The following is a 20,863-nucleotide window of genomic DNA, read 5'->3' on the forward strand; positions in this document are numbered from 1 at the left end:
TTTTTTGTTGATTTTTATGAAAAATGTTAAAGATGGTATAGTAGGTTTAGTTGTAGGGGATGCATTAGGGGTTCCATATGAATTTAAACCAAGAAAATATTTCGAGGATCATCCTGTAACAAATATGGATGGGTATGGTACTCATAATCAACCGGCTGGTACATGGTCTGATGATTCTAGTTTAACACTTGCAACAATAGATAGTTTAACAAGTTGTGGCCTAGATTATGAAGATATAATGAAAAAATTTTATGCATGGTTCATTGATTCTGATTATACTGCAACTGGTGAAATATTTGATATGGGTATTAGTACTCGAAATGCAATTATTAAGTATGGTGAAGGTGAAAGTCCAATACTCTGTGGAGGTAATGGTGAAAGAGATAATGGTAATGGATCACTTATGAGAATATTACCTGCTGCTTATTATTTGCATGGGAAATCTATGGAAACAGAAGATGCAATGGAAATTATTCATAATTTATCTTCATTAACTCATAACCATATTAGAAGTAAAATATCCTGTGGTATTTATGTAAATATTGCATTAAAATTATTAAATAATGATATAGGTTTACCTCTTATTGAAGTAATAAAAAATGGTGTGGACGATGCTGTAGATTATTATAATTCAAAAAAAGAGTATTCTGATGAATTAAATCATTATTTTAAAAGAATTATTAATGGTGAAATTTATAATTTATCCTGTGATAAAATACAGAGTAGTGGTTATGTAACTGCGACTTTAGAAGCTAGTATATGGTGTTTAGCTCAAACAGATAATTATAAAGATTCTATACTTAAAGCTGTGAATTTAGGTTATGATACTGATACAACTGCCTCTGTTTGTGGTGGTTTATCTGGAATATATTATGGTTATGATAATATTCCTAAAAATTGGCTTTCTGAAATAGAAAATATTAATCAAATCATTGATTTATGTGATAATTTTGAAGAAACTTTATAAAAAAAATTTTAAATTAATTAAATTATATACTTAATATTTAAGGGAGAAAAAAATAATGAAGCTTGAAGAAATGTTAGCAAAATGTCCAGAATGTGGTTCTACAGATAAAATAATTAAAAGAAGAATGATTGATAACCACCATGCACATGCTGAATTAAAAGAAATAGTATGTGAAAATTGTGGACATGTATTTAGTGATGGTTCTGAAGAAGAACCTGAAGAAATTAAAGAAAAAGAAAAAGTATTAAGAGAATTGACCCAAAACGGTTTATTCTAATTTTATATAAATTTTTATTATTTCATTTTTTCTAAGATTTGAAGGTTTAAAATATTATGACATTTCATGTAATGATTATACCAACATTAAAATGTCCATCTAACTGTAGTTACTGTTGGGGATCTGAAGATAAATCACCAATAATAAGTATAAGTGTGATAAAACAGATTAATGAATGGTTAAAAGATTTCAGAGATGATGATGTTCATTTCACATTCCATGGGGGAGAACCATTATTAGCGGGTTATGACTTTTATGAGGAAGCATTACCACTTTTAAATGATAGTGAAACTCATATTACAGAAGGATTTTCTTTACAAAGTAATTTATGGTTATTAACAGATGAAATGGCTAAATTATTCTCAAAATATAATATTAACATTAGTACAAGTATAGATGGTCCAAAAGATATAAACGATTATCAACGTGGAAAAGGATACTTTGACAAAACAATGAAAAAAGTACATCTTGCAGAAGAGAACGGTTTAAATATTAACTTTGTATGTACTTTTACAAGTTACTCTAAAGATTACAGTAATCAAATATATGATTTTTTCAAAGATAATGGTTATGTTCTTAAAATTCATGCAGCATTACCCTCATTAAGAGGGGAAAATGCAGATTCATGGGCATTACCTCAAAAAGAACATGGGAAAATATTAGTTGATTGGTTAGATAAATATTTATATGATTTAGATAAATTTGTTGTAATGGATTTAGATCATATAACTAAAAGTACATTGCGAAGAAGAGGAACATTATGCACATTTAATGATTGTATGGGTACTACTTTAGCAGTAGGTGCAGAAGGAAACATATACCCATGTTATCGTTTTGTAGGAATGACTGAGTACATAATGGGAAATGTTGCTGATAAACCAAGTATGGAAGATTTAAAACAATCACAAGCTTGGAATAAGTTAATGGAATTTGAAGAATATGTTGATGAAAATTGTGGAAAATGTAAATTTATAAAATATTGTCGTGGGGGATGTCCATATAATGCATTAGTATCAAATGGAACACCACAAGCAGTTGATCCTCAATGTGAAGCATATAGTATGATATTTGCTGAAGTTTCCAAATGTATAAATAAAGATTTCATGAAAGGTGCAATGGGGCAAATGTTAAATAATAATTCTGAAGAGGAAAACAATTCTAAAAAACAATTCAGTATTATGGATTTGGCAATGAAAAATTAAATTTTTTTATAATTTTTTACCATAATACATAACTCTTCTTGCTGAAAAATTCCAAAATAGAACCAATATTGAAGCTATAATCTTAGAAATCATATAATATATTCCACAGATATCTGTGAGTAAATAAAGTATTATTTCTGTAAAAACAAGACCTATTGTACTTATTAAGATGAATAAATTAAATTCTACCAATTTATTATTTATATTGTCTTGATTAAATACCCATTTAGTGCTCATCACATAATTAACAAGTACAGAAATTAAAAATGATAAAACGGCAGATATTAAATAATAAATATTTAAATAACTTGTGAATACGTAAAGTAATCCAAAATCGATTACAAAGGCGGTTCCTCCTACAAAAATATATCTAAAAAATTGTAGAAGAAGATTATCTGTTTTTTCTTTTAATAGTTTGTTAATTATTTGCAATTTAAATATTTCCTATTTTTTATTAATTTAATATATTTCTTTAATTTTTATTATATTTAATTTTATTTTTTTTTATCAATATTATCAGAATGTTTATAATAAAAAAAGAAATAAAGTTTTGTCAAAATAAGAGGAGTCCTATTTTTTAAGTTTTCATATCTATTTATTTTTGATTTAGAAATTAATAAGTCAATCTTTTTAATGCAAAAAAAGTTTTTTTTTGAATCATTTTTAATTTTTGTGGAAAATTATATCTTATTATACATTAAAAAAAAATGGTAAAAATTAATTGTACACTTAATAAATTAAACAATATATCTATAAAAATTTTCTTAATATTTATTAAACTGTTTATAATAATAGAAAATAAATTAATTATTAAATATAAATTTTAATAAAATTTATTAACATTAAAAATAAAATAAAATATAATTAATTAAGTTTTGATTAGTTAAATAAAAACATTTATATTATATCAAGTAAATAAATCTTAATTTATACATTTTTTGATAATTATATAAACGAGAATTTACTATGAAAACAGCAATATTGATTCCATGTTATAATGAAGCACTTACTATTGAAAAAGTCATCAAAGATTTTAAACATGAAATGCCTAATGCAGTAATTTATGTATATGATAATAACTCCTCAGATGGTAGTGATGAAATAGCTAAAGCTGCAGGAGCCATTGTAAAATATGAATTTAAACAGGGTAAAGGTAATGTTGTTAGATCAATGTTTAAAGATATTGATGCTGATTGTTATATATTAGTAGATGGAGATGATACTTACCCTGCAGAAGTTGCTCCTGAAATAGAAAAACTCATACTAAATAAAAAAGTAGATATGGTTATTGGGGATCGTCTTTCATCAAATTATTTTGAAGAAAATAAACGTCCTTTTCATAATATAGGTAATAAAACTGTACGTAATTTTATAAATTTCTTTTTTAAAAGTGATTTAAATGATATAATGTCTGGGATGAGAGGTTTTAGTTATGATTTTGTTAAATCATTTCCTATTTTATCTAAAGAATTTGAAATAGAAACAGAAATGACTATCTTTGCTTTAAATAATAATTTTAATATTGAAGAGATACCTATTACTTATAAAGATAGAATTGAAGGTAGTGTATCTAAACTTAACACTTATACTGATGGTTATAAAGTAATTGCTATGATATTTGCATTAATACGTGATAAAAGACCTTTTTTTTATTTTTCATCAATAACTTTAGTTCTTTTATCAATATCATTTTTATATTTCTTTCCCATATATTTGAACTTTCTGAAAACAGGGTATGTAGATAAAATTCCAACTTTATTACTAATTTGCACTATTTTAGTTTGTGCGATAATTATATTTTTTACAGGTGTGATTTTGCATGTTCTAAATAAACAGCATTCTCAGAATTTAGAACATCACTTAATACTATTAAAATATATTAAAAATAACAAGGAATAAGGTAAATATTTTAACAATAAAATTTTTTCATGAGGTATAAATAAAATGTATAATCTTAAAAATAATTTATTTAAAAATTCTTTAATTTTTACTTTTTCTTTGATTTTAACAATTTTAACTGAGATATATATCATTTTTGTTGAAAATCCTATCATATTTAATTCCACAAGTTTAGTTTCTATTTTAAATAAAATTATTTTATATTTTTCTTTTAAACATTTAATTTTGTTGTTTATAATAATATTCTCTTTAATTTATATTTTATCTTATGATAGTTTAAGGGTTAAATGTTCTAAATTTTTATATAAATTTCGTTATCCTTTAATCCTTGTTTTATTCTTAATTTGTGTAATATTTGAGATTCATGGATCATCTATAGCACAATTATCTTTATTCAATGTGGATTCTCATAATTCATTACTTGGTATTTCACGTGTGATTCGTTCAGATGAGTTTAATGTAAATACTGTAATGGCTTTTTCTCAATATCATAATGGATTTTCTTATTTCTCATCTATTCTTAGAGCTACGCCTACAGATATGTTTCTTCTTTATGGACAACCTGTTTGGAATTTAGTTGGCCTATTCCGTCCTTTTCATTGGGGATATTTATTTTTAACTCCTGGAAAAGGTTTATCCTTCTTTTGGGTAGGTAGATTATTAGGATTACTTTTAGTTTCGTTTGAAATGGGGATGTTTTTAACTAAAGAAAATAAAACATTATCTTTAGCTTATGCTTTATTATTAACATTTTCTCCACTTGTTCAATGGTGGTTTTCAGTAAATGGTTTAGTTGAAATGCTAATTTTTGGTCAATTAGCAATTCTTCTCATAAATTATTATATGAATACTATTTCTTATAAAAAACGTTTGTTATGTACTTTAGGTTTAATAATTTCGATTGGAGCATTTTTATTAGCTGTTTATCCTGCATGGGAGATACCTTTAGCTTATATTTTCTTAACTTTATCTATTGCAATATTTTTGCTTAATAAAAAATCTTTTAAATATTCTAAAAAAGATTTAATATTAAGTTTATTATTTGTCACTATTTTAGGGTTAAGTATGTTTTATATATTCTTAAAATCTCATCAAACTATAATTTCCCTTTTAAATACTTCTTATCCGGGTTTAAGAAATTATGTTGGTGGAGGGAACTTTTTATATGCGTTTGATTATATGGGTTCATTATTTTATTCTATTATTCCTCAACGTTTTAATGTTCAAGTTAATAATTTTTCTTTCATTATTTCATTCTTCCCATTAAGTATTATTCTTTATATCATTGTTACTTTTGTTCAAAAACAAAAAGATATAATTTTAAATAGTTTAATGGTTATTTATGTCTTTTTAGGATCTTACTATCTTTTTTCATGGCCTGCAATTATTGGAAAGGTCACATTATTAGGGAAATCCACTGATTTTCGTTTATTAGTAATTCTTTCTTTCCTTGATTTATTAATTCTTATACGTTCTATGGGTTTATTAAAACATATTAACTTTAATATTTTTAAATCTAAAATTTTTAGTAAGTTTAATGCTTTATTTAAAAATAGGTTCTCTTTTGTTTTGGGATTTTTAATGGCTGGAATAATTCTTTTTATTTCAATTTGGGCTTCTAATTTTCATTATAATATGTTTATGATAATGATATTAATGATTATATTTGGATTTTCATTTTTCTTTATTTTAAATAGTGGTGAAAATAAGAAAGCTCAAACTGGATTTTTAGTTTGTATATTAATTATTTCATTTACTGGAGGAGCTTTAGTAAATCCAATTGAATCTGGAGTAAATGTTTATTTTAATCAAGCTCCTATTCAAGAGGTTTCTCATATTGTTCAAAATGATCCTAATGCTACTTGGATTGTAGAAGGAAATGGTATATATATTGATGAATTAATTCCAGTTGGAGCACATACACTTAATTCAGTAAACACTTATCCTAATTTAAAAGCATGGTCTTCTTTAGATTCAAATAATAACAATCTTAGTATTTATAATAGATATGCTCATGTTCCTACATTTTTAACAAAGGATAATACAAGTTTTAATTTAATACAAGCTGATGTTTTCGCTTTATCCTTAAATATTAATGATTTAGAAAAACTTAATGTTAGTTATATATTTACAAAAAATGATTTAAGTGGTTTGAACTCGGATAAGGTGAATTTTAATAAAATTTATGATCATGATGGATATAAAATTTATAATATAATTTACTCTAAGAATTAACTTAAATCTTTTTAAATTTATTTAGAGTAAAAATTTAAGTTTATTTTATAAAATTTACTTTTTTTTATATCATAACTTTTTTATATCTTCGAAATTAATTACTAAATAATAGATTTTTTTAAAATAGAATAAAGATAATATTTTAAGGTTTTTTTTATTTAATCAATGAAAAAAAATTGAAATTTAAAATATGTTTATTAAATAATTTTAGGATGATGATTAGAAAATGGTAAAGATTACATTAGGTCTTCCAAAAGGAAGTTTAAATAATATTAAAAGAGGAAATACTTATCAATTATTTGTAGATGCAGGTTATGAAATGAAAGGATATGAACCTGAGGATGAATCCTTTGAAATACAAATTGTTAATGATGAAGATATTAAAGCATTTTTAACTAGACCTCAAAGTTCACCTGTAGAGTTAAATCGTGGAATGGTGGATTTAGCTATTGTTGGTGAAGATTGGGTAAAGGAAGAATCTGTATTAAGTGATAATGATATAACTAAACTTGGAGATTTAGATTATGGTCAAACACGTTTAATAATGGCTGTGCCAAATGATTCTCCCTATGAAAATTTAACAGATTTTTTCAGAAAAAATAAAAATAGAGACACTCCAATATTATGTTTTACAGAATATCCAAATTTAACACGTAAATTCATGATGCAAAATAATGGATATCAAGAAATTTATGGAGATACTGTACCACTTGTACAAGTTAGAGGATTAAAAGATGGCAATAATGATAAAGTTCAAGTTATTAATAGTGATGGAGCAACAGAAGTTTACATAGCTAAAGGTGCAGATTTAATAGTTGATAACACTCAAACAGGAAACTCTCTTAAAAAAGCAGGATTAAAAGAATTAGAAACAATTCTTCACTCTTCTGCAGGTTTATATGCTGGAGTATCATGTACAGGGGAAAAAATGGAAAAAGCTCAATTAATTTTTGATCAATTATATGGAGCTATCCTTGCACGAAAATACTTTGATGTTAAATTTAATATTAATAATGATATTGTTAAAGAATTAACAGATTATTTAATTGAAAATAAATTATGTTCAGATGAACCAACAATTAATAAAGGATCTACATACTCTCAGGTTAATGTTTTAATTCCGAAAGGAAAATTCCCTGAAATGTTATATGAAATTAAAAAATATGGTGCATCAAGTATTATTAGAAGTGATGTAAAACAGTATGTTAAATAAATTTATTAAATAATTTTTTAACTTTATATCTTATTTTTTTAACTTTTTCTAACTTTTTTACATATTTTTAGTAAATTTAAATCAATATCTTTTTATATAAATTTTAATAAATTATAATTATTCATAAAAAATCATTATAAATTATCATTATATTTTTTTGGGTGTTAAAAAAAATGTTAACTTCTGTACAAAAAGAAATCTTACAAAATTTAATTAATTTATATCAAACTTCTAATGGAAAATCTATTAAAGGGGAAGATATTGCTGATGTTATGAGTCGAAATCCTGGTACTATTCGTAACCAAATGCAATCTTTACGTAGTTTAGGTTTAGTAAAAGGTGTTCCGGGCCCAAGAGGGGGGTATAAACCTACAATTGAAGCGTATCAAACATTAAACATTACTGTTTCTGATGAAGATTCTTTTAAAGTCCCAATGTTTAAAGATGGGAATAAATTAGAAGGATTATCTGTTGCTAAAATAGAATTTACAAGTGTTCCACACCCCGGAGAATGTGAAGCAGCAATAAAAATTTTAGGAAATATTAAAGATTTAACTCTAGGAGATATTATAACAATAGGACCAACACCAGTAAATAATTTAGGGGTTATGGGAGAAATTGTTGGAAGAGACGATATGGATAATTTAATACTATTAGACACAACAACAATTAGAAGTATACCTAAAAATGCTATTGAAGATATAGCTACTACAAATTTAATAAGTTTAAAAAGTCAAGATAGTATTCGTGAAGCAGCCAAAATATTAACCATGAATGATATTGAAGGAGCACCAATAATAGAAAATAATTGTGCAATAGGAATGTTAACATTAACAGATATTGTTGAATCATTAGCAGAAAATAGGGAAAACTTAAAAGTTCAAGATATAATGAGTAATGAAGTCATAACAGTAAACAGTAAAATGAAAATAGCAAATGCTGTTGAAATTATGTATAAAAAACATGTAGGAAGATTAATACTTGTTGATGAAGATAAAATACCAACTGGAATTGTAACACGCACAGATTTAATAGAACAAATCACAAATTTAAAAAATTTCCCAATAATGGATTCTATAAAATCTTAAAATCCCCTTTTTTGGTTTTAAATCAAATTTATCTTTTTTTTAATAAAACTTATTTAACATAATAAATAAATATTATATTAATTATTAATTCTTTTTTTTAAAATTTTATAATAAAATATTAATAAAAAAAGTAAAATTTTTAAACATATATTTTCCTTAAAATAAAATTTACAAAATAAATAATAAATAAATGATTTTTATGAGAATAGAACGAACTAAAGTTAATCAAATGAATATTAAAAAAGATATGAAAGTATCTGAACTCATGGAAGAATTTGAAAACTGTGGAGTATTAGGATCTGGAAGAGTAGCAAGAGCTTCAGATTTACTTGCAGCAATGATAAATGAAGAAGACATGAATATTTTTATGAGTATGGCAGGGCCACAAGTACCTGGGGGAATGCGAAACATTATATCATACATGATAAAACATGAATATATTAATGTATTAGTTACAAGTGGAGCAAATATAACTCATGATTTATTAGAATCATTTGGAGGAAGACATTACAGAGACTTTGGGGATGATGATGAAGCATTAAACAAAGCAGGGATAGGACGAATTGCTGATGTTTACACTCAAAATGATGATTTTGAAATATTTGAAACAGAAATCAATAAAATCTTTGGTAAACTTAGTGAAAAATTAGATAATCCTAAAGATAAAGGGATAATTTCAATTAACACATTATTACATGAAATAGGATTAATAATAGATGATGAAAATAGTATTCTCCATCAAGCAGCAATACATAATGTAGATATATTTGCACCAGGAATTGTAGATAGTATGCTTGGATTACAATTATGGATGTTTACACAAGATCATAATCTAATTTTAGATGTTGTAAAAGATATGCATCATTTTTCAGATTTAGTATTTGAATCTCCAGAAATTGGGGGAATTTTCCTTGGAGGAGGAGTTCCAAAACATTATACTATGGCATCAACTTTACTTAAAGGAGGATTAGATGCAGCTATACAAATAACTATGGATCGTCCTGAAGCTGGAAGTTTAAGTGGTGCTCCTTTAGAAGAAGCTAAAAGTTGGTCTAAAGCTAAATGTGGTTCAAACTTAGCTAATGTCGTAGGAGATGCAACTATTATCTTTCCATTGATTTTTGCTGCTGCATTAGATAAAATTGAATAAAATAATGTTTAAAGAATAATATTTTTGAGGGAAAAAATTCATGACTCCGATTTTACTAGCAGCATCTTATGCATTATCTGGATTTTTTATGAAATTTAGTGATGATGAATTTGATGAGAAAAATAATAAAATATTAGCAGTTATATTAGGTATAATTTGTGGATTATTCGCAGCTTATGCTACTGTTACAAATATAGATGCTGCTTACATTTTTATAGGGATACTTATTGGTAATCTTTTAGGTTTAAAAGTGGATGGTGTTCATCATATAGCCACACTTTTAACTTTCTTAATTATTGTAGCCATAATTGGTATTCCGGGAATTAATGGTTTTATTTTATTGGCTTGTATTTTAGGTGCTTGGATTGATGAATTAGGTAATGATAATCCTAAAGTTTATTCTAAAGGTAAATTCTTTGAGTATTTCTTTGATTATCGTTTTTCAATGAAAGTTGTAATTTTACTCTTAGCAATTTTTGGGTATCTTCAATTAATTAGTTTTGTTTATTTCTTACTTTTTGAAATATTTTATGAATTTGCACGTAAATTATTTGAAAAATATTTAATATAAAAAAAGGATTTTATTAATGAGAAATATTTAATATAAAAAAAGGATTTTATTAATGAGAAATATTTAATATGTATTTTTCTCATTTTTTTTTATTTTGTAGATTTTATTATATCTTCTGTTGCTTTTTTTGGATTTTCAGATTCATAAATGGATCTTCCAACAATTATAGCATTTGCATATTTTAATGTTTTTTTAGCTTCTCCACCTTGTTTTCCTACACCTGGGGATATTATGGATGAATCTTTTCCAACTATTTCTCTGATTTTTTTTAAACGATTTATTCGTGTTGCTGGTGCTACATAATTTTTTATTCCCATTTCCACTCCCATTTTTGCTATTTCATCTGCATCTTTTTGGAGGAATCTTTTTGCTCCGGGATGTGACATTTCTGTAAGTAAAAATAGGTCTTTGTTGTATTCATTTGCTTTGTCTTGGCATGCTTTTACACTGTCTTCTCCTACGAATCCGTGTGTTATTATTCCGTCTGCACCATTTTTGAATGTTTGTTCTGCTATTTTTGAATTAGTTGCTGGTATATCCGCTACTTTATAATCGCATATTATTTGGTAGTTGTAATTTTCTTTGAATATTTTTATTGTTTGTATTCCTTCTGCTAATGTTAGGGGGTATCCTATTTTTATTGTGTCTATTTGGTTTCCTATTGTTTCGCATACTTTTTCTGCTTTTTGGAGTTCCATTATGTCCATTGCTAATATTAGGTTGTTTTTTATTTTCATATTTTTTTATCCTTTTTTGTTTTTATTGTTTGTTTTTTCTAGTTTATTATTTTTTTTAGTAAATTATAAATATTAAAATTTACTTAATTTAATTCAAGAAGTTTTTATTAATTTAACTTTATTATTTTCATATTTATTTGAAATTTTTAGAAAGGCTTAAATAGGGTTTTGGATAAAATAATATTTATAAAGTTAAATTTAATTTAATCAATTTAACTTTAATAAATTTTTACTTTAAAACTTTTTTAAAAAAAACAATAAAATTATGGGGATAGATATTAAATGCATATTATGGAAGGATTTCTCCCGCCACTTTGGTGTTTATTTTGGTATATACTAATGATACCAGTAGTAGCATGGGGATTAATACAAATTAAAAGAACATTTGAAAAAACTCCAGAATCAAAAGCATTACTTGCAGTTTCAGGAGCATTTATGTTTGTACTATCATCACTTAAAATGCCATCCGTAACAGGAAGCTGTTCACATCCATGTGGGAATGGATTAGGAGCAGCACTATTCGGACCAGCAGCAACAAGTGTACTCGCAGTAATCGTACTACTTTTCCAAGCTATCATCTTAGCACATGGAGGATTAACAACTTTAGGGGCAAATTGTTTCTCAATGGGAATAGTAGGACCATTCGTAGCATGGGCAGTATATAAGGCAATCAATAAAACAAAAGCTGGATCACTAGTTGCAATATTCTTTGCAGCATTCTTTGGTGATTTATTAACTTATGTAACAACCGCTGTACAATTATCAGCTGCATTTCCAATACCATCATTCACAGCTGCATTTGTAAAATTCTTTGCAATATTTGCAGTAACTCAAATACCATTAGCAATAGCAGAAGGTATTTTAACAGTTGTAATATGGGATATGTTAAAGAAAAATAAACCAAAACTCATGGAAAAACTTGGTGCATTAACATCAAAAGAAGCTGAAGAAGCTCAAGTTGAAGCATTAGAAGATGATAAAGGATCTGCTATATAAACTTGGAGGTTTGTTAATTAATGAAAACAAAAATGTATATAATATTATTAATATTAGTTGCAATCATTGTAATGATACCCTTAGCAATGTATAGTGGATTAGGTGAAGACCAAGGTTATTTCGGCGGATCTGATGATGCTGGAGCAACTGCAATAAAATCAACTGGTTACACACCATGGTTCAGTTCAATGTGGGAACCACCAAGTGGGGAAATACAAAGTTTACTCTTCTGTGTTCAAACTGCTATAGGAACTATAATTATAGGTTATTTCTTCGGTTATTGGAGAGCACAAAGAAAATACAATATTAAAGAATAATGGAATTTTATTAATAGATTTAAATAAATCTATTAAATAATTTTTTTTAAAAAATTAAAATAAAAAAAGGTAAAGATGAGAACATGACATTGAATATAGATTATATTGCACAAACAAATCGCTTACGTGATGTAAACTCAAATCTTAAAATAGTATTATCTATAGGGATAATGTTAATCTCTTTAATTAGCCAAAATATTCCATTGGAAATTTGTGTAATAATCTTAGCAGCAATTGGAATTATGGGTGTAGCTCGTGTTAAACCTAGTATTTATTTAAAATTCATAGCGATACCATTTGCTTTCACAAGTATTACTTGTGTATTTTTATTGTTCTTCTTTGGAGTAGGTCCTGTTATATGGGATAGTGGAATTTGGGGAATAGTAATTCGCCAAGATGCATATAACCTTGCTGTTTTAACTTTCTTTAGAGTATTTGCATGTTTCTCATGTTTAGGGTTCATGTCACTTACAACACCAATAAATGATTTTTTACATGCTTTAGCTAAAGTTCATGTACCTAAAATATTTATAGAATTATCCATGTTAATGTATAATATTATATTTATATTCTTAGAAGAAGTTGAAACAATGAGAAATGCTCAAAAATCAAGATTAGGATTTAATGGTTATATGAATTCTTTCAAATCTCTTGGAAGTATTATTGCAAATCTTTTCTTTAAATCATTAGAAAAAGCAGAATCATTACAAAGAACTTTGGAATCTCGGGGTTATAATGGTGAAATACCAATTTATGAACCTAGTAAATAAAGGTTAGAGGAGTTAAAAAAAATAATGTTAGAAGCAAATCATATAGTTTATAAATATGAAGATGGTACTAAAGCTTTAAATGATGTAACTGTTAAAGTCAATGATAATGAAATAGTTGCATTACTTGGTAAGAATGGTGCTGGAAAATCTACTCTTTTTTTACACTTTAATGGAATTTTTAAACCTGATAAAGGGGAAGTATTAGTTGAGGGTAAACCAATTAAATATAATAATAAAGGTTTACTTGATGTTAGATCTAAAGTAGGTGTTGTTTTTCAAAATCCTGATGATCAACTTTTTGCACCAACAGTTCAAGAGGATGTGGCTTTTGGTCCTTTAAATTTAGGACTTTCTCAAGAAGAAGTGGAAAATCGTGTTAAAGAATCCTTAAAAAAAGTGGGGATGTCTGGATTTGAACGTAAACCTCCACATCATTTAAGTGGTGGTCAAAAGAAGCGCGTGGCTATAGCTGGTGTTTTAGCTATGAAACCTAAAATCATGGTTTTAGATGAACCTACTAGTGGTTTAGATCCTAAAGGTGCTTCACAAGTTTTAAAATTATTATATAAATTAAATAGTGAAGGTATATCTATTATTATTTCTACTCATGATGTGGATTTAGTTCCTTTATATGCAAATCGTCTTTATGTGATTAAAGAAGGTCAAATTATTAAGGAAGGTACTCCTAGTGAAGTTTTCAGTGATGTAAAAACTATTAGAGGTGCTAATTTACGTTTACCTCGTATTGCTCATTTAGCTGAAATTTTAGAAAAGGAAGATTCTATAGATTTTGAAGGGGAATATCCTTTAACTATTAGTCAAGCTAGAAATCAATTCTTAGAAAAATTAGATTTATAATTATTATAGAAAATTTGTATTAAGTAAAGGTTTTCCTAAATTGTTATGATTTGGGATTTTTTAATACAAGTTAAGTAATACTTAGTATATAAATGAATTTAAAAAAAGTATTATTATATTTTTTTTCTAGCTATAGTAATACTAAGTATATAAAGAAATTCAAAAAAAGTAATACAATTTATTACAGGGAGAAAAAAATGAATATAAATAAAGAGGATATGAGCCTAGAAAAATTAAATGAATTATTAGCAGGATTAAAAATGACTATAATTTCAGGAATATTCTTAGCTATAAGTTTAGTTTTCATGGTATTTCATATTCAATCACCAATAGATCCAGCATGGGGTGCAGTAATAATAAGTGGTTTTCCTTTAATATATCTTGCACTAATTAGAGTAATAAAAGAAAAATTTGTATCATCTGCATTACTTATAACAGTTGCAATGATTGCAAGTATAGGTATAGGTCAAATATTTGCTGCAGGAGAAGTAGCATTTATAATGTCTTTAGGTGCACTATTAGAAGATTATACAGTAGATCGTGCTCAAAATGGTTTAAAAAACTTAATAAATTTAACCCCACAAAAAGGTAGAAAAATAATACAAACAAATAATGGAAATTTTAAAGAAGAAATAGTAAATGTTAATGAAATTAACTTAAAAGATACTTTAAGAGTATTACCTGGTGAAGTAATACCCGTCGATGGAGTAATAACAAAAGGAAATACTTCTCTGGACCAATCTATTATGACTGGGGAATCTTTACCAATTGATAAAAAACCTGGGGATGAAGTATTTTGTGGAACTATGAATTTATATGGTAGTATTGATATGGAAACTACTAGTCGTGGAGAAGATTCTAGTTTACAAAAATTAATAGACATGGTGAAAGATGCTGAAAATAAACAAGCACCAACCCAAAGAATTGCAGATAAATGGGCAACATGGTTAGTGCCAGTAGCATTACTAATTGCTATATGTGCATTCATATTTACTGGTGATATAAATCGTGCAGTGACTGTTTTAGTAGTATTTTGTCCTTGTGCATTAATACTTGCCACACCAACAAGTATTATGGCTGCAATTGGTCAAGCAACAAAATATGGTGTAATTATAAAATCTGGTGAAGCATTAGAAAATCTTGGAAAAACCAATATTATAGCATTTGATAAAACAGGAACATTAACATATGGAGATTTAAAAGTATCAGATGTGATAAGTAAAAAAGAAAACTTAAGTAATGAGCAATTACTTAAGATAACTGCAAGTTGTGAGAAAAGAAGTGAACATCCACTAGCTAAAGCATTAATAAAATATACTGAAGAAAATAATATAAAATTTGATGATTGTGAAGATTTCCAAATGATACCTGGAAAAGGAGTAAAATCTAAAATAGATCAAGAAGAAATATTTTGTGGAAACTTAAACTTCATAAAAGAAAATAATATAAATACTAATGGGTTAAATGAAACATTAAAATATTTAAATAATGAAGGTAAAGCAAATATAATTGTTGCAAATGAAAATGAAATATTAGGTATTATAGCATTATCCGATATTTTATGTGAAGATGCAAAAGAAATGATTAAAAATTTAGAAGAATTAAACACTAAAGTAATTCTTTTAACTGGAGACAATATACAAGCAGCAAATTATTTTTCTAAACAAGTAGGTATAAGTAATGTTCATGCAGAATTATTACCTGAAGATAAAGTAAAACAAATACAAAAAATCAAAGATAATAATGAAATGGTTGCAATGATTGGTGATGGTGTAAATGATGCTCCTGCATTAAAAACAGCTAATATTAGTGTTGCTATGGCTAAAATGGGTAGTGATATTGCAATTGAAGCTGCAGATGTAGCATTACTTGGTGATGATATTGAAAAAATCCCATATCTTAAGAAATTATCTAATGCCACATTATATAATATACATTTCAATATTACTTTAAGTATGTGTATAAATGCAGTTGCTATATTCTGTAGTGTAATGGGTTGGTTAAACCCAGTAACTGGTGCACTTGTTCATAACATTGGATCATGTGTTGTTATTGCTAATGCAGGATTTTTATATGATCGTAAATTTGATGATAATATTAAAAAATATAATCCTAATGAACCAGTTAAAAACAATGAAATTTTAACCCATTCACATGATAAAGGTAATCTTAATCATTCTCATAAAAATTTAGATTTAGGGGAAGTAATTACTTTTAATGGTTCATCACATACACATAAACATATGCATTAAATATTTTTTCTTTTATACTAATTTCTTTCTCCTTTTTTTATTTTATTCTACTTCCACAAACTACTCTTTTTTCATTGTAAAGTTTTTTATATTACAAAATTCATATCTAATATTAATATATATTATAATATTATATCATTTTTTCATAAAATAAATTATAAAAGGTGGAATAAAACATTGCTTAAAATAGGAGTTTGTGAAACAACATTTGCACGTTTTGAAATGGGGGCTGCTGCAATAGATGAATTAAAAAAATATGCTTCAGATATAAAAATAATTCATTCAGTTGTACCTGGTGTAAAAGACTTACCTGTGGCTTCTAAAAAATTAATAGAAGAAGAAGATTGTGAAATTGTAATGGCTCTTGGAATGCCGGGTCCAATGGAAAAAGACAAAATGTGTGCACATGAAGCATCTACAGGTTTAATCAGAGCACAATTAATGACAAATAAACATATATTGGAAGTTTTTGTACATGAAGATGAAGAAGATAATGAAAAAGATTTAAAAATACTTGCAGAAACACGAGCAAGAGAACATGCACAAAACTTAATAAAAATGATGTTTAAACCAAAACAATTTTCAAAAGAAGCAGGAAAAGGTAAAAGAGAAGGTAAACCTGATGCAGGTCCTTTATAATATTTTTTGATTTTCATGACAAACACACAAGCGCAAACTAAAACAAATTATGAAGATACTGACGGTGTATACATAGTTGTACCTGCATTTAATGAAGAAAAAACAGTAAGTGAAGTTATAGAAAAAATTTCAAAAAAAGGATATCATGTAGTAGTAGTTAATGATGGATCTGTTGATACGACTTTAAAATGTGCAAAAGAAAGTCAAATAAAATATCCAAATAATATTATTATAGTGTCCCATGTAATAAACAGAGGTTTAGGAGCAGCATTAAAAACTGGAATGAATACAGCTTTAAAACATAATGCTAAATATATTGTGACATTTGATGCAGATGGACAACATGAAGTTGAAGATATAAAAAAAGTATGTTTTCCATTAAAACAAGGTCAAGTTGAAGCAGTAATAGGTGCAAGACCTTTTGAAGATATGCCTAGAAGTAAAAATTTTGCAAATACAATGATGAATTTACTTACATTAATATTTTATAGAGTTAAAGTAAAAGATTCACAATCAGGATTAAGAGCATTTTCAGCAGATGCTGCAAGTAAAATTGATGTAGTTTCCCAAGGTTATGGAGTATCTTCTGAATTCATTAAAGAGATAAAGTTAAATAAAATATCTGTAGGAGAAGTAACAATTACAACTATATACACTCCAGAAACACAAGAAAAAGGGACTAATTTAATGGTAGGACTAAAAATTATGTTCCAAATGATTTTAGATTTATTTAGATTTTAATAAAAAGATAGGTAGGTAAATACAATGCAACAATTATTATTATATCAAGTAATATTTTTAATTATAGCTATTGTAGCAGTTATTTTAATTTATCATAGATATACAAAAGAAAAAACTAGTCTTCCAACGTTTATATTATGGGCTATATTATGGGTTTTCCTTGTTCTGTTTGCATTTGTACCAAATACAATAGATTCTATAGCACATGTATTCGGTATAGCTACAGGTGCAAATTTATTATTCATAATAGCAATTTTAGGATGTTTTTACTTAATATTTAGATTATATATTAAAATTGATGATTTAAATCAAAATATTAATGATTTAGTGAGAGAATTAGCAATTAAAAATGAAATAATATTAGAAGATGAAAAAGATAAAAAGGAATAAAAAAATTTTTTAGGAAAATTAAAACATGATACTTTATTATAAAGGATGCACAGCCAGTGAAAAAATACCTGAAATAGCTGATGCAACAGAATATATACTTAAAAAAGCAGGTATAAAATACCATACTTTAGAAAATGAACCATGTTGTGGATCTGTATTATTACGAACAGGATTCCATGATGCTGCAATACAACAAATGAAAGAAAATATAAATTTTTTAAAAGATTATCAAAATGAAACAATACTCACATCTTGTGCTGGATGCTATAAAACTTTAAAAAATGATTATAAAGAAAAATTAAACACTGAGTTTAATGTTATTCATATATCACAATTATTAAATCAACTTATAAAAGAAGGAAAAATTAGTCCTGAAAAAAATGATATCAAAGTAACTTATCATGATCCATGCCATTTATGTCGTCATGCTGGAGAATCTGAAGCTCCTCGTGAAGTTATAAAAAGTAGTGCTGATTTAGTTGAAATGAAACATAATCGAGAAGATGCCCTATGTTGTGGGTCTGGTGGTGGAGTTAAATCTGCATATAATGATATGAGTAATGAAATAGCTAAAAATCGTATGAAAGAAGCAGAAGAATCTGGTGCAGAATTATTAGTAACAGCATGTCCATTCTGTAAATTAAACCTTAATGATAATTCAGATATGGAAGTATTAGATTTATCTGAATTTATTTGCACTAATCTAAAAAAACAAGAAGAAGAGGATATGTGATGAAAGAAAATGAATTAGAAACAATGAGAAAATCTTTCAAAACAGCAAATGATAGAACTAATCATATTATGAAAGAACCTAAATCTCTAGAATTAAAAGAAAAAGTTCAAAATATTAGGAAAGACAGTATAAATAATAATGAAGAATTATATAAAACTGCCTGTGAGTCATTTAAAAGAAATGGTATTGATTCATTTTTTGCTTCAACAATTGAAGATGCTCAAGATAAAATCGTAGATTTAATAAAAGAAAATGCTGAAGATGAAGATTTATCTGGGGTTACAGTTACTAAATCAAAATCTAATACATTAAGGGAAATTAAAATTGAGGATTGTTTAGATGAGTATGGTGTGAATTTTTTAGCTACAGATTTAGGTGATCGTATATTACAAATTAAAGAGGGATATAATATTCCAATTCATCCAACTTGTCCTGCGGCTCATTTAGATGTGCATGAAATTGCTAATGTGATTAATAATAGTGAAATGAATGTTCATGTTGAAGATGATGCTCATGAGATAATGCAGGCTGTTAAAAAAGATGTTTTAAATCAGATGAAGGATTCTGATGTTGGTATTTCTGGGGCTAATAGTATTGCTGCTGAAGATGGTTCTATAATTTTAATTCATAATGAAGGAAATATTAATCATGTGATTAGTAAAAAATTACATATTGTTGTTGCAGGTATTGATAAATTAGTTCCAAGTATTGAAGATGCAATAAGTGTAGCTAAATTAGAAACTATTTATGCTACTGGGAGTCATGTTACTTCTTATATGAATATTGTTTCTGGACCTTCAAAAACTGCTGATATTGAAAAGAAATTGTTTAAGAATATGTATGGTGCTGAAAAAGTTGTGGTTATATTTTTAGATAATGGTCGAAGTAAAGCTTTTAATGAATGTTTATGGTGTGTAGGTTGTGGAAATTGTGTTACAGTTTGCCCTGTTTATAATGTTATAGGTAGTGATTTTGGTTATGAAAATTATGTTGGTGGTCGTGGAGTAGCTTTCAGTGATTTTATTGGTGATCATGATACTAGTTTAAAGTCAGGATTGTTTAAATGTACTCTCTGTGGTATTTGCACTGAAAATTGTCCTGTTTCTTTACCTACTAATGCTATTATTGAACAATTAAGGGCTAATAATAATGATTTAGGTATTTTCCTTGAACCTCATAGTTTAATTAAGGATAAAATTAAAGACCATAATTCTCCTTTTTAATTTAATTTTTAACTCTTTTTAATTATTTGTTTTTTCAGTGTTTTTTTTAAATTTTTTTAGGTTTTTAAGTTTTAATAAAATAAGTATTATTAATTATTTATTTTTTATTATTTTATATTTTTTATAAAAAATAATATAAATATAATTAAGTTTAAACGAAAAATATACTAATAAATTTATATAAATTAAAAAAAAAGATATATTAACTTATATTATAAAAAAATATTAGATTTTGCAATATATTTTAATAGAAATTATCTTTGTTGTAACTTTCCCTATATGTTGTGCCATGTGTTTTAATGGCGTTGGTCTAAGTTTATTATGTATTTTACATTATGACTATGATGACTGCTTTTCCACATGTGGCTAGATATTATATTTATAAAATTGTATTAATCAAAATTTGATTATATACATGTTCGTGAGAACCTAATATTAATTATTATGGTTTGATGTTGGTTTTGTAGATGTGGTGATATTTGATTGTTATATCATAGTAACAATTAATTGTGTTATTACTCTGCTATTTTTTTATGTGTACTTCTTAACGTGACTAATAATGTTATAACGTATTTAGTTTACAATTTTTTTGTATTTTCTGTCAA

General features: G+C 26.2%; 21 protein-coding genes. 19 read left to right on the plus strand and 2 right to left on the minus strand.

The annotated features are described in order from the left end of the window. Window positions 1–16: 16 nt before the first annotated feature. From BP769_RS07580 to BP769_RS07590, 3 genes are read left to right on the plus strand one after another with little or no spacing between them, the layout of a single operon-like run. A complete protein-coding gene (locus BP769_RS07580) occupies window positions 17–967 on the plus strand; it encodes an ADP-ribosylglycohydrolase family protein (RefSeq protein ID WP_413825962.1) in 951 nt (316 codons plus the stop codon). 55 nt (window positions 968–1,022) lie between these two features. Continuing rightward, entirely contained in the window at window positions 1,023–1,244 is a 222-nt protein-coding gene (locus BP769_RS07585) for a TIGR04165 family Cys-rich peptide (protein ID WP_409197684.1), read from the plus strand. Between the two features lie 56 nt (window positions 1,245–1,300). Further along, window positions 1,301–2,446 (plus strand): TIGR04083 family peptide-modifying radical SAM enzyme, encoded by a 1,146-nt coding sequence (locus tag BP769_RS07590; protein WP_413862362.1) that lies wholly within the window; start codon window positions 1,301–1,303, stop codon window positions 2,444–2,446. A 6-nt stretch (window positions 2,447–2,452) separates the two neighbouring features. Here BP769_RS07590 and BP769_RS07595 read toward each other — a convergent pair whose 3' ends face one another. Beyond that, window positions 2,453–2,878: a GtrA family protein gene (locus tag BP769_RS07595; protein WP_413825957.1), complete on the minus strand. Its 426-nt coding sequence runs from the start codon at window positions 2,876–2,878 to the stop codon at window positions 2,453–2,455. 534 nt (window positions 2,879–3,412) lie between these two features. Between BP769_RS07595 and BP769_RS07600 the strand changes: the two genes are divergently transcribed. The 6 genes from BP769_RS07600 to BP769_RS07625 all read left to right on the plus strand — a co-directional run bounded on the left by BP769_RS07600 (window position 3,413) and on the right by BP769_RS07625 (window position 10,602). Further along, entirely contained in the window at window positions 3,413–4,345 is a 933-nt protein-coding gene (locus BP769_RS07600) for a glycosyltransferase family 2 protein (RefSeq protein ID WP_413825954.1), read from the plus strand. A gap of 228 nt (window positions 4,346–4,573) precedes the next feature. Continuing rightward, entirely contained in the window at window positions 4,574–6,580 is a 2,007-nt protein-coding gene (locus BP769_RS07605) for a DUF7657 domain-containing protein (RefSeq protein ID WP_413825952.1), read from the plus strand. Window positions 6,581–6,806: 226 nt separating this feature from the next. Next, entirely contained in the window at window positions 6,807–7,793 is a 987-nt protein-coding gene (gene hisG, locus BP769_RS07610) for an ATP phosphoribosyltransferase (RefSeq protein WP_413825950.1), read from the plus strand. 173 nt (window positions 7,794–7,966) lie between these two features. Next, a complete protein-coding gene (locus tag BP769_RS07615; protein WP_413825948.1) occupies window positions 7,967–8,881 on the plus strand; it encodes a CBS domain-containing protein in 915 nt (304 codons plus the stop codon). A 199-nt stretch (window positions 8,882–9,080) separates the two neighbouring features. Then, entirely contained in the window at window positions 9,081–10,031 is a 951-nt protein-coding gene (locus BP769_RS07620; protein WP_413825945.1) for a deoxyhypusine synthase, read from the plus strand. Between the two features lie 40 nt (window positions 10,032–10,071). Then, a complete protein-coding gene (locus BP769_RS07625) occupies window positions 10,072–10,602 on the plus strand; it encodes a hypothetical protein (RefSeq protein ID WP_413862364.1) in 531 nt (176 codons plus the stop codon). Between the two features lie 89 nt (window positions 10,603–10,691). Here the strand turns inward: BP769_RS07625 and pyrF are convergent, their stop codons facing one another. Beyond that, window positions 10,692–11,339 carry an orotidine-5'-phosphate decarboxylase gene (pyrF, locus tag BP769_RS07630; protein ID WP_413825940.1) on the minus strand — a complete coding sequence of 216 codons (648 nt, stop codon included), beginning with the start codon at window positions 11,337–11,339 and terminating at the stop codon, window positions 10,692–10,694. A gap of 282 nt (window positions 11,340–11,621) precedes the next feature. Here pyrF and cbiM point away from each other — a divergent pair, with 282 nt between their 5' ends. From cbiM to BP769_RS07680, 10 genes are all read left to right on the plus strand, one after another. Further along, on the plus strand, window positions 11,622–12,335 hold the full coding sequence (gene cbiM / locus BP769_RS07635) for a cobalt ECF transporter S component CbiM (protein ID WP_413825938.1): 714 nt from the start codon (window positions 11,622–11,624) through the stop codon (window positions 12,333–12,335). A 20-nt stretch (window positions 12,336–12,355) separates the two neighbouring features. Beyond that, window positions 12,356–12,652, plus strand: coding sequence for an energy-coupling factor ABC transporter substrate-binding protein (locus BP769_RS07640; RefSeq protein WP_413825936.1), 297 nt, complete (start codon window positions 12,356–12,358; stop codon window positions 12,650–12,652). An 83-nt stretch (window positions 12,653–12,735) separates the two neighbouring features. Beyond that, window positions 12,736–13,422 carry a cobalt ECF transporter T component CbiQ gene (cbiQ, locus tag BP769_RS07645; RefSeq protein WP_413825934.1) on the plus strand — a complete coding sequence of 229 codons (687 nt, stop codon included), beginning with the start codon at window positions 12,736–12,738 and terminating at the stop codon, window positions 13,420–13,422. A gap of 24 nt (window positions 13,423–13,446) precedes the next feature. Next, window positions 13,447–14,280 (plus strand): ATP-binding cassette domain-containing protein, encoded by an 834-nt coding sequence (locus BP769_RS07650; RefSeq protein ID WP_413825932.1) that lies wholly within the window; start codon window positions 13,447–13,449, stop codon window positions 14,278–14,280. 197 nt (window positions 14,281–14,477) lie between these two features. Continuing rightward, window positions 14,478–16,532, plus strand: coding sequence for a heavy metal translocating P-type ATPase (locus tag BP769_RS07655; RefSeq protein WP_413825930.1), 2,055 nt, complete (start codon window positions 14,478–14,480; stop codon window positions 16,530–16,532). 177 nt (window positions 16,533–16,709) lie between these two features. Next, window positions 16,710–17,171, plus strand: coding sequence for a riboflavin synthase (gene ribC / locus BP769_RS07660; protein WP_409197672.1), 462 nt, complete (start codon window positions 16,710–16,712; stop codon window positions 17,169–17,171). 15 nt (window positions 17,172–17,186) lie between these two features. Beyond that, a complete protein-coding gene (locus tag BP769_RS07665) occupies window positions 17,187–17,912 on the plus strand; it encodes a glycosyltransferase family 2 protein (protein ID WP_409197671.1) in 726 nt (241 codons plus the stop codon). A gap of 24 nt (window positions 17,913–17,936) precedes the next feature. Beyond that, window positions 17,937–18,302 (plus strand): DUF2304 domain-containing protein, encoded by a 366-nt coding sequence (locus BP769_RS07670; RefSeq protein WP_413825927.1) that lies wholly within the window; start codon window positions 17,937–17,939, stop codon window positions 18,300–18,302. 25 nt (window positions 18,303–18,327) lie between these two features. After that, on the plus strand, window positions 18,328–19,035 hold the full coding sequence (locus BP769_RS07675) for a (Fe-S)-binding protein (protein WP_409197669.1): 708 nt from the start codon (window positions 18,328–18,330) through the stop codon (window positions 19,033–19,035). Then, window positions 19,035–20,258: an LUD domain-containing protein gene (locus tag BP769_RS07680; RefSeq protein ID WP_413825925.1), complete on the plus strand. Its 1,224-nt coding sequence runs from the start codon at window positions 19,035–19,037 to the stop codon at window positions 20,256–20,258. The genes BP769_RS07675 and BP769_RS07680 overlap by 1 nt, the downstream gene beginning before the upstream one ends. The last annotated feature ends 605 nt before the right edge of the window (window positions 20,259–20,863 follow it).

The sequence above is a fragment of the Methanobrevibacter sp. UBA417 genome, from assembly GCF_002508845.1.
Taxonomy (GTDB): Archaea; Methanobacteriota; Methanobacteria; order Methanobacteriales; family Methanobacteriaceae; genus Methanobrevibacter_A; species Methanobrevibacter_A acididurans.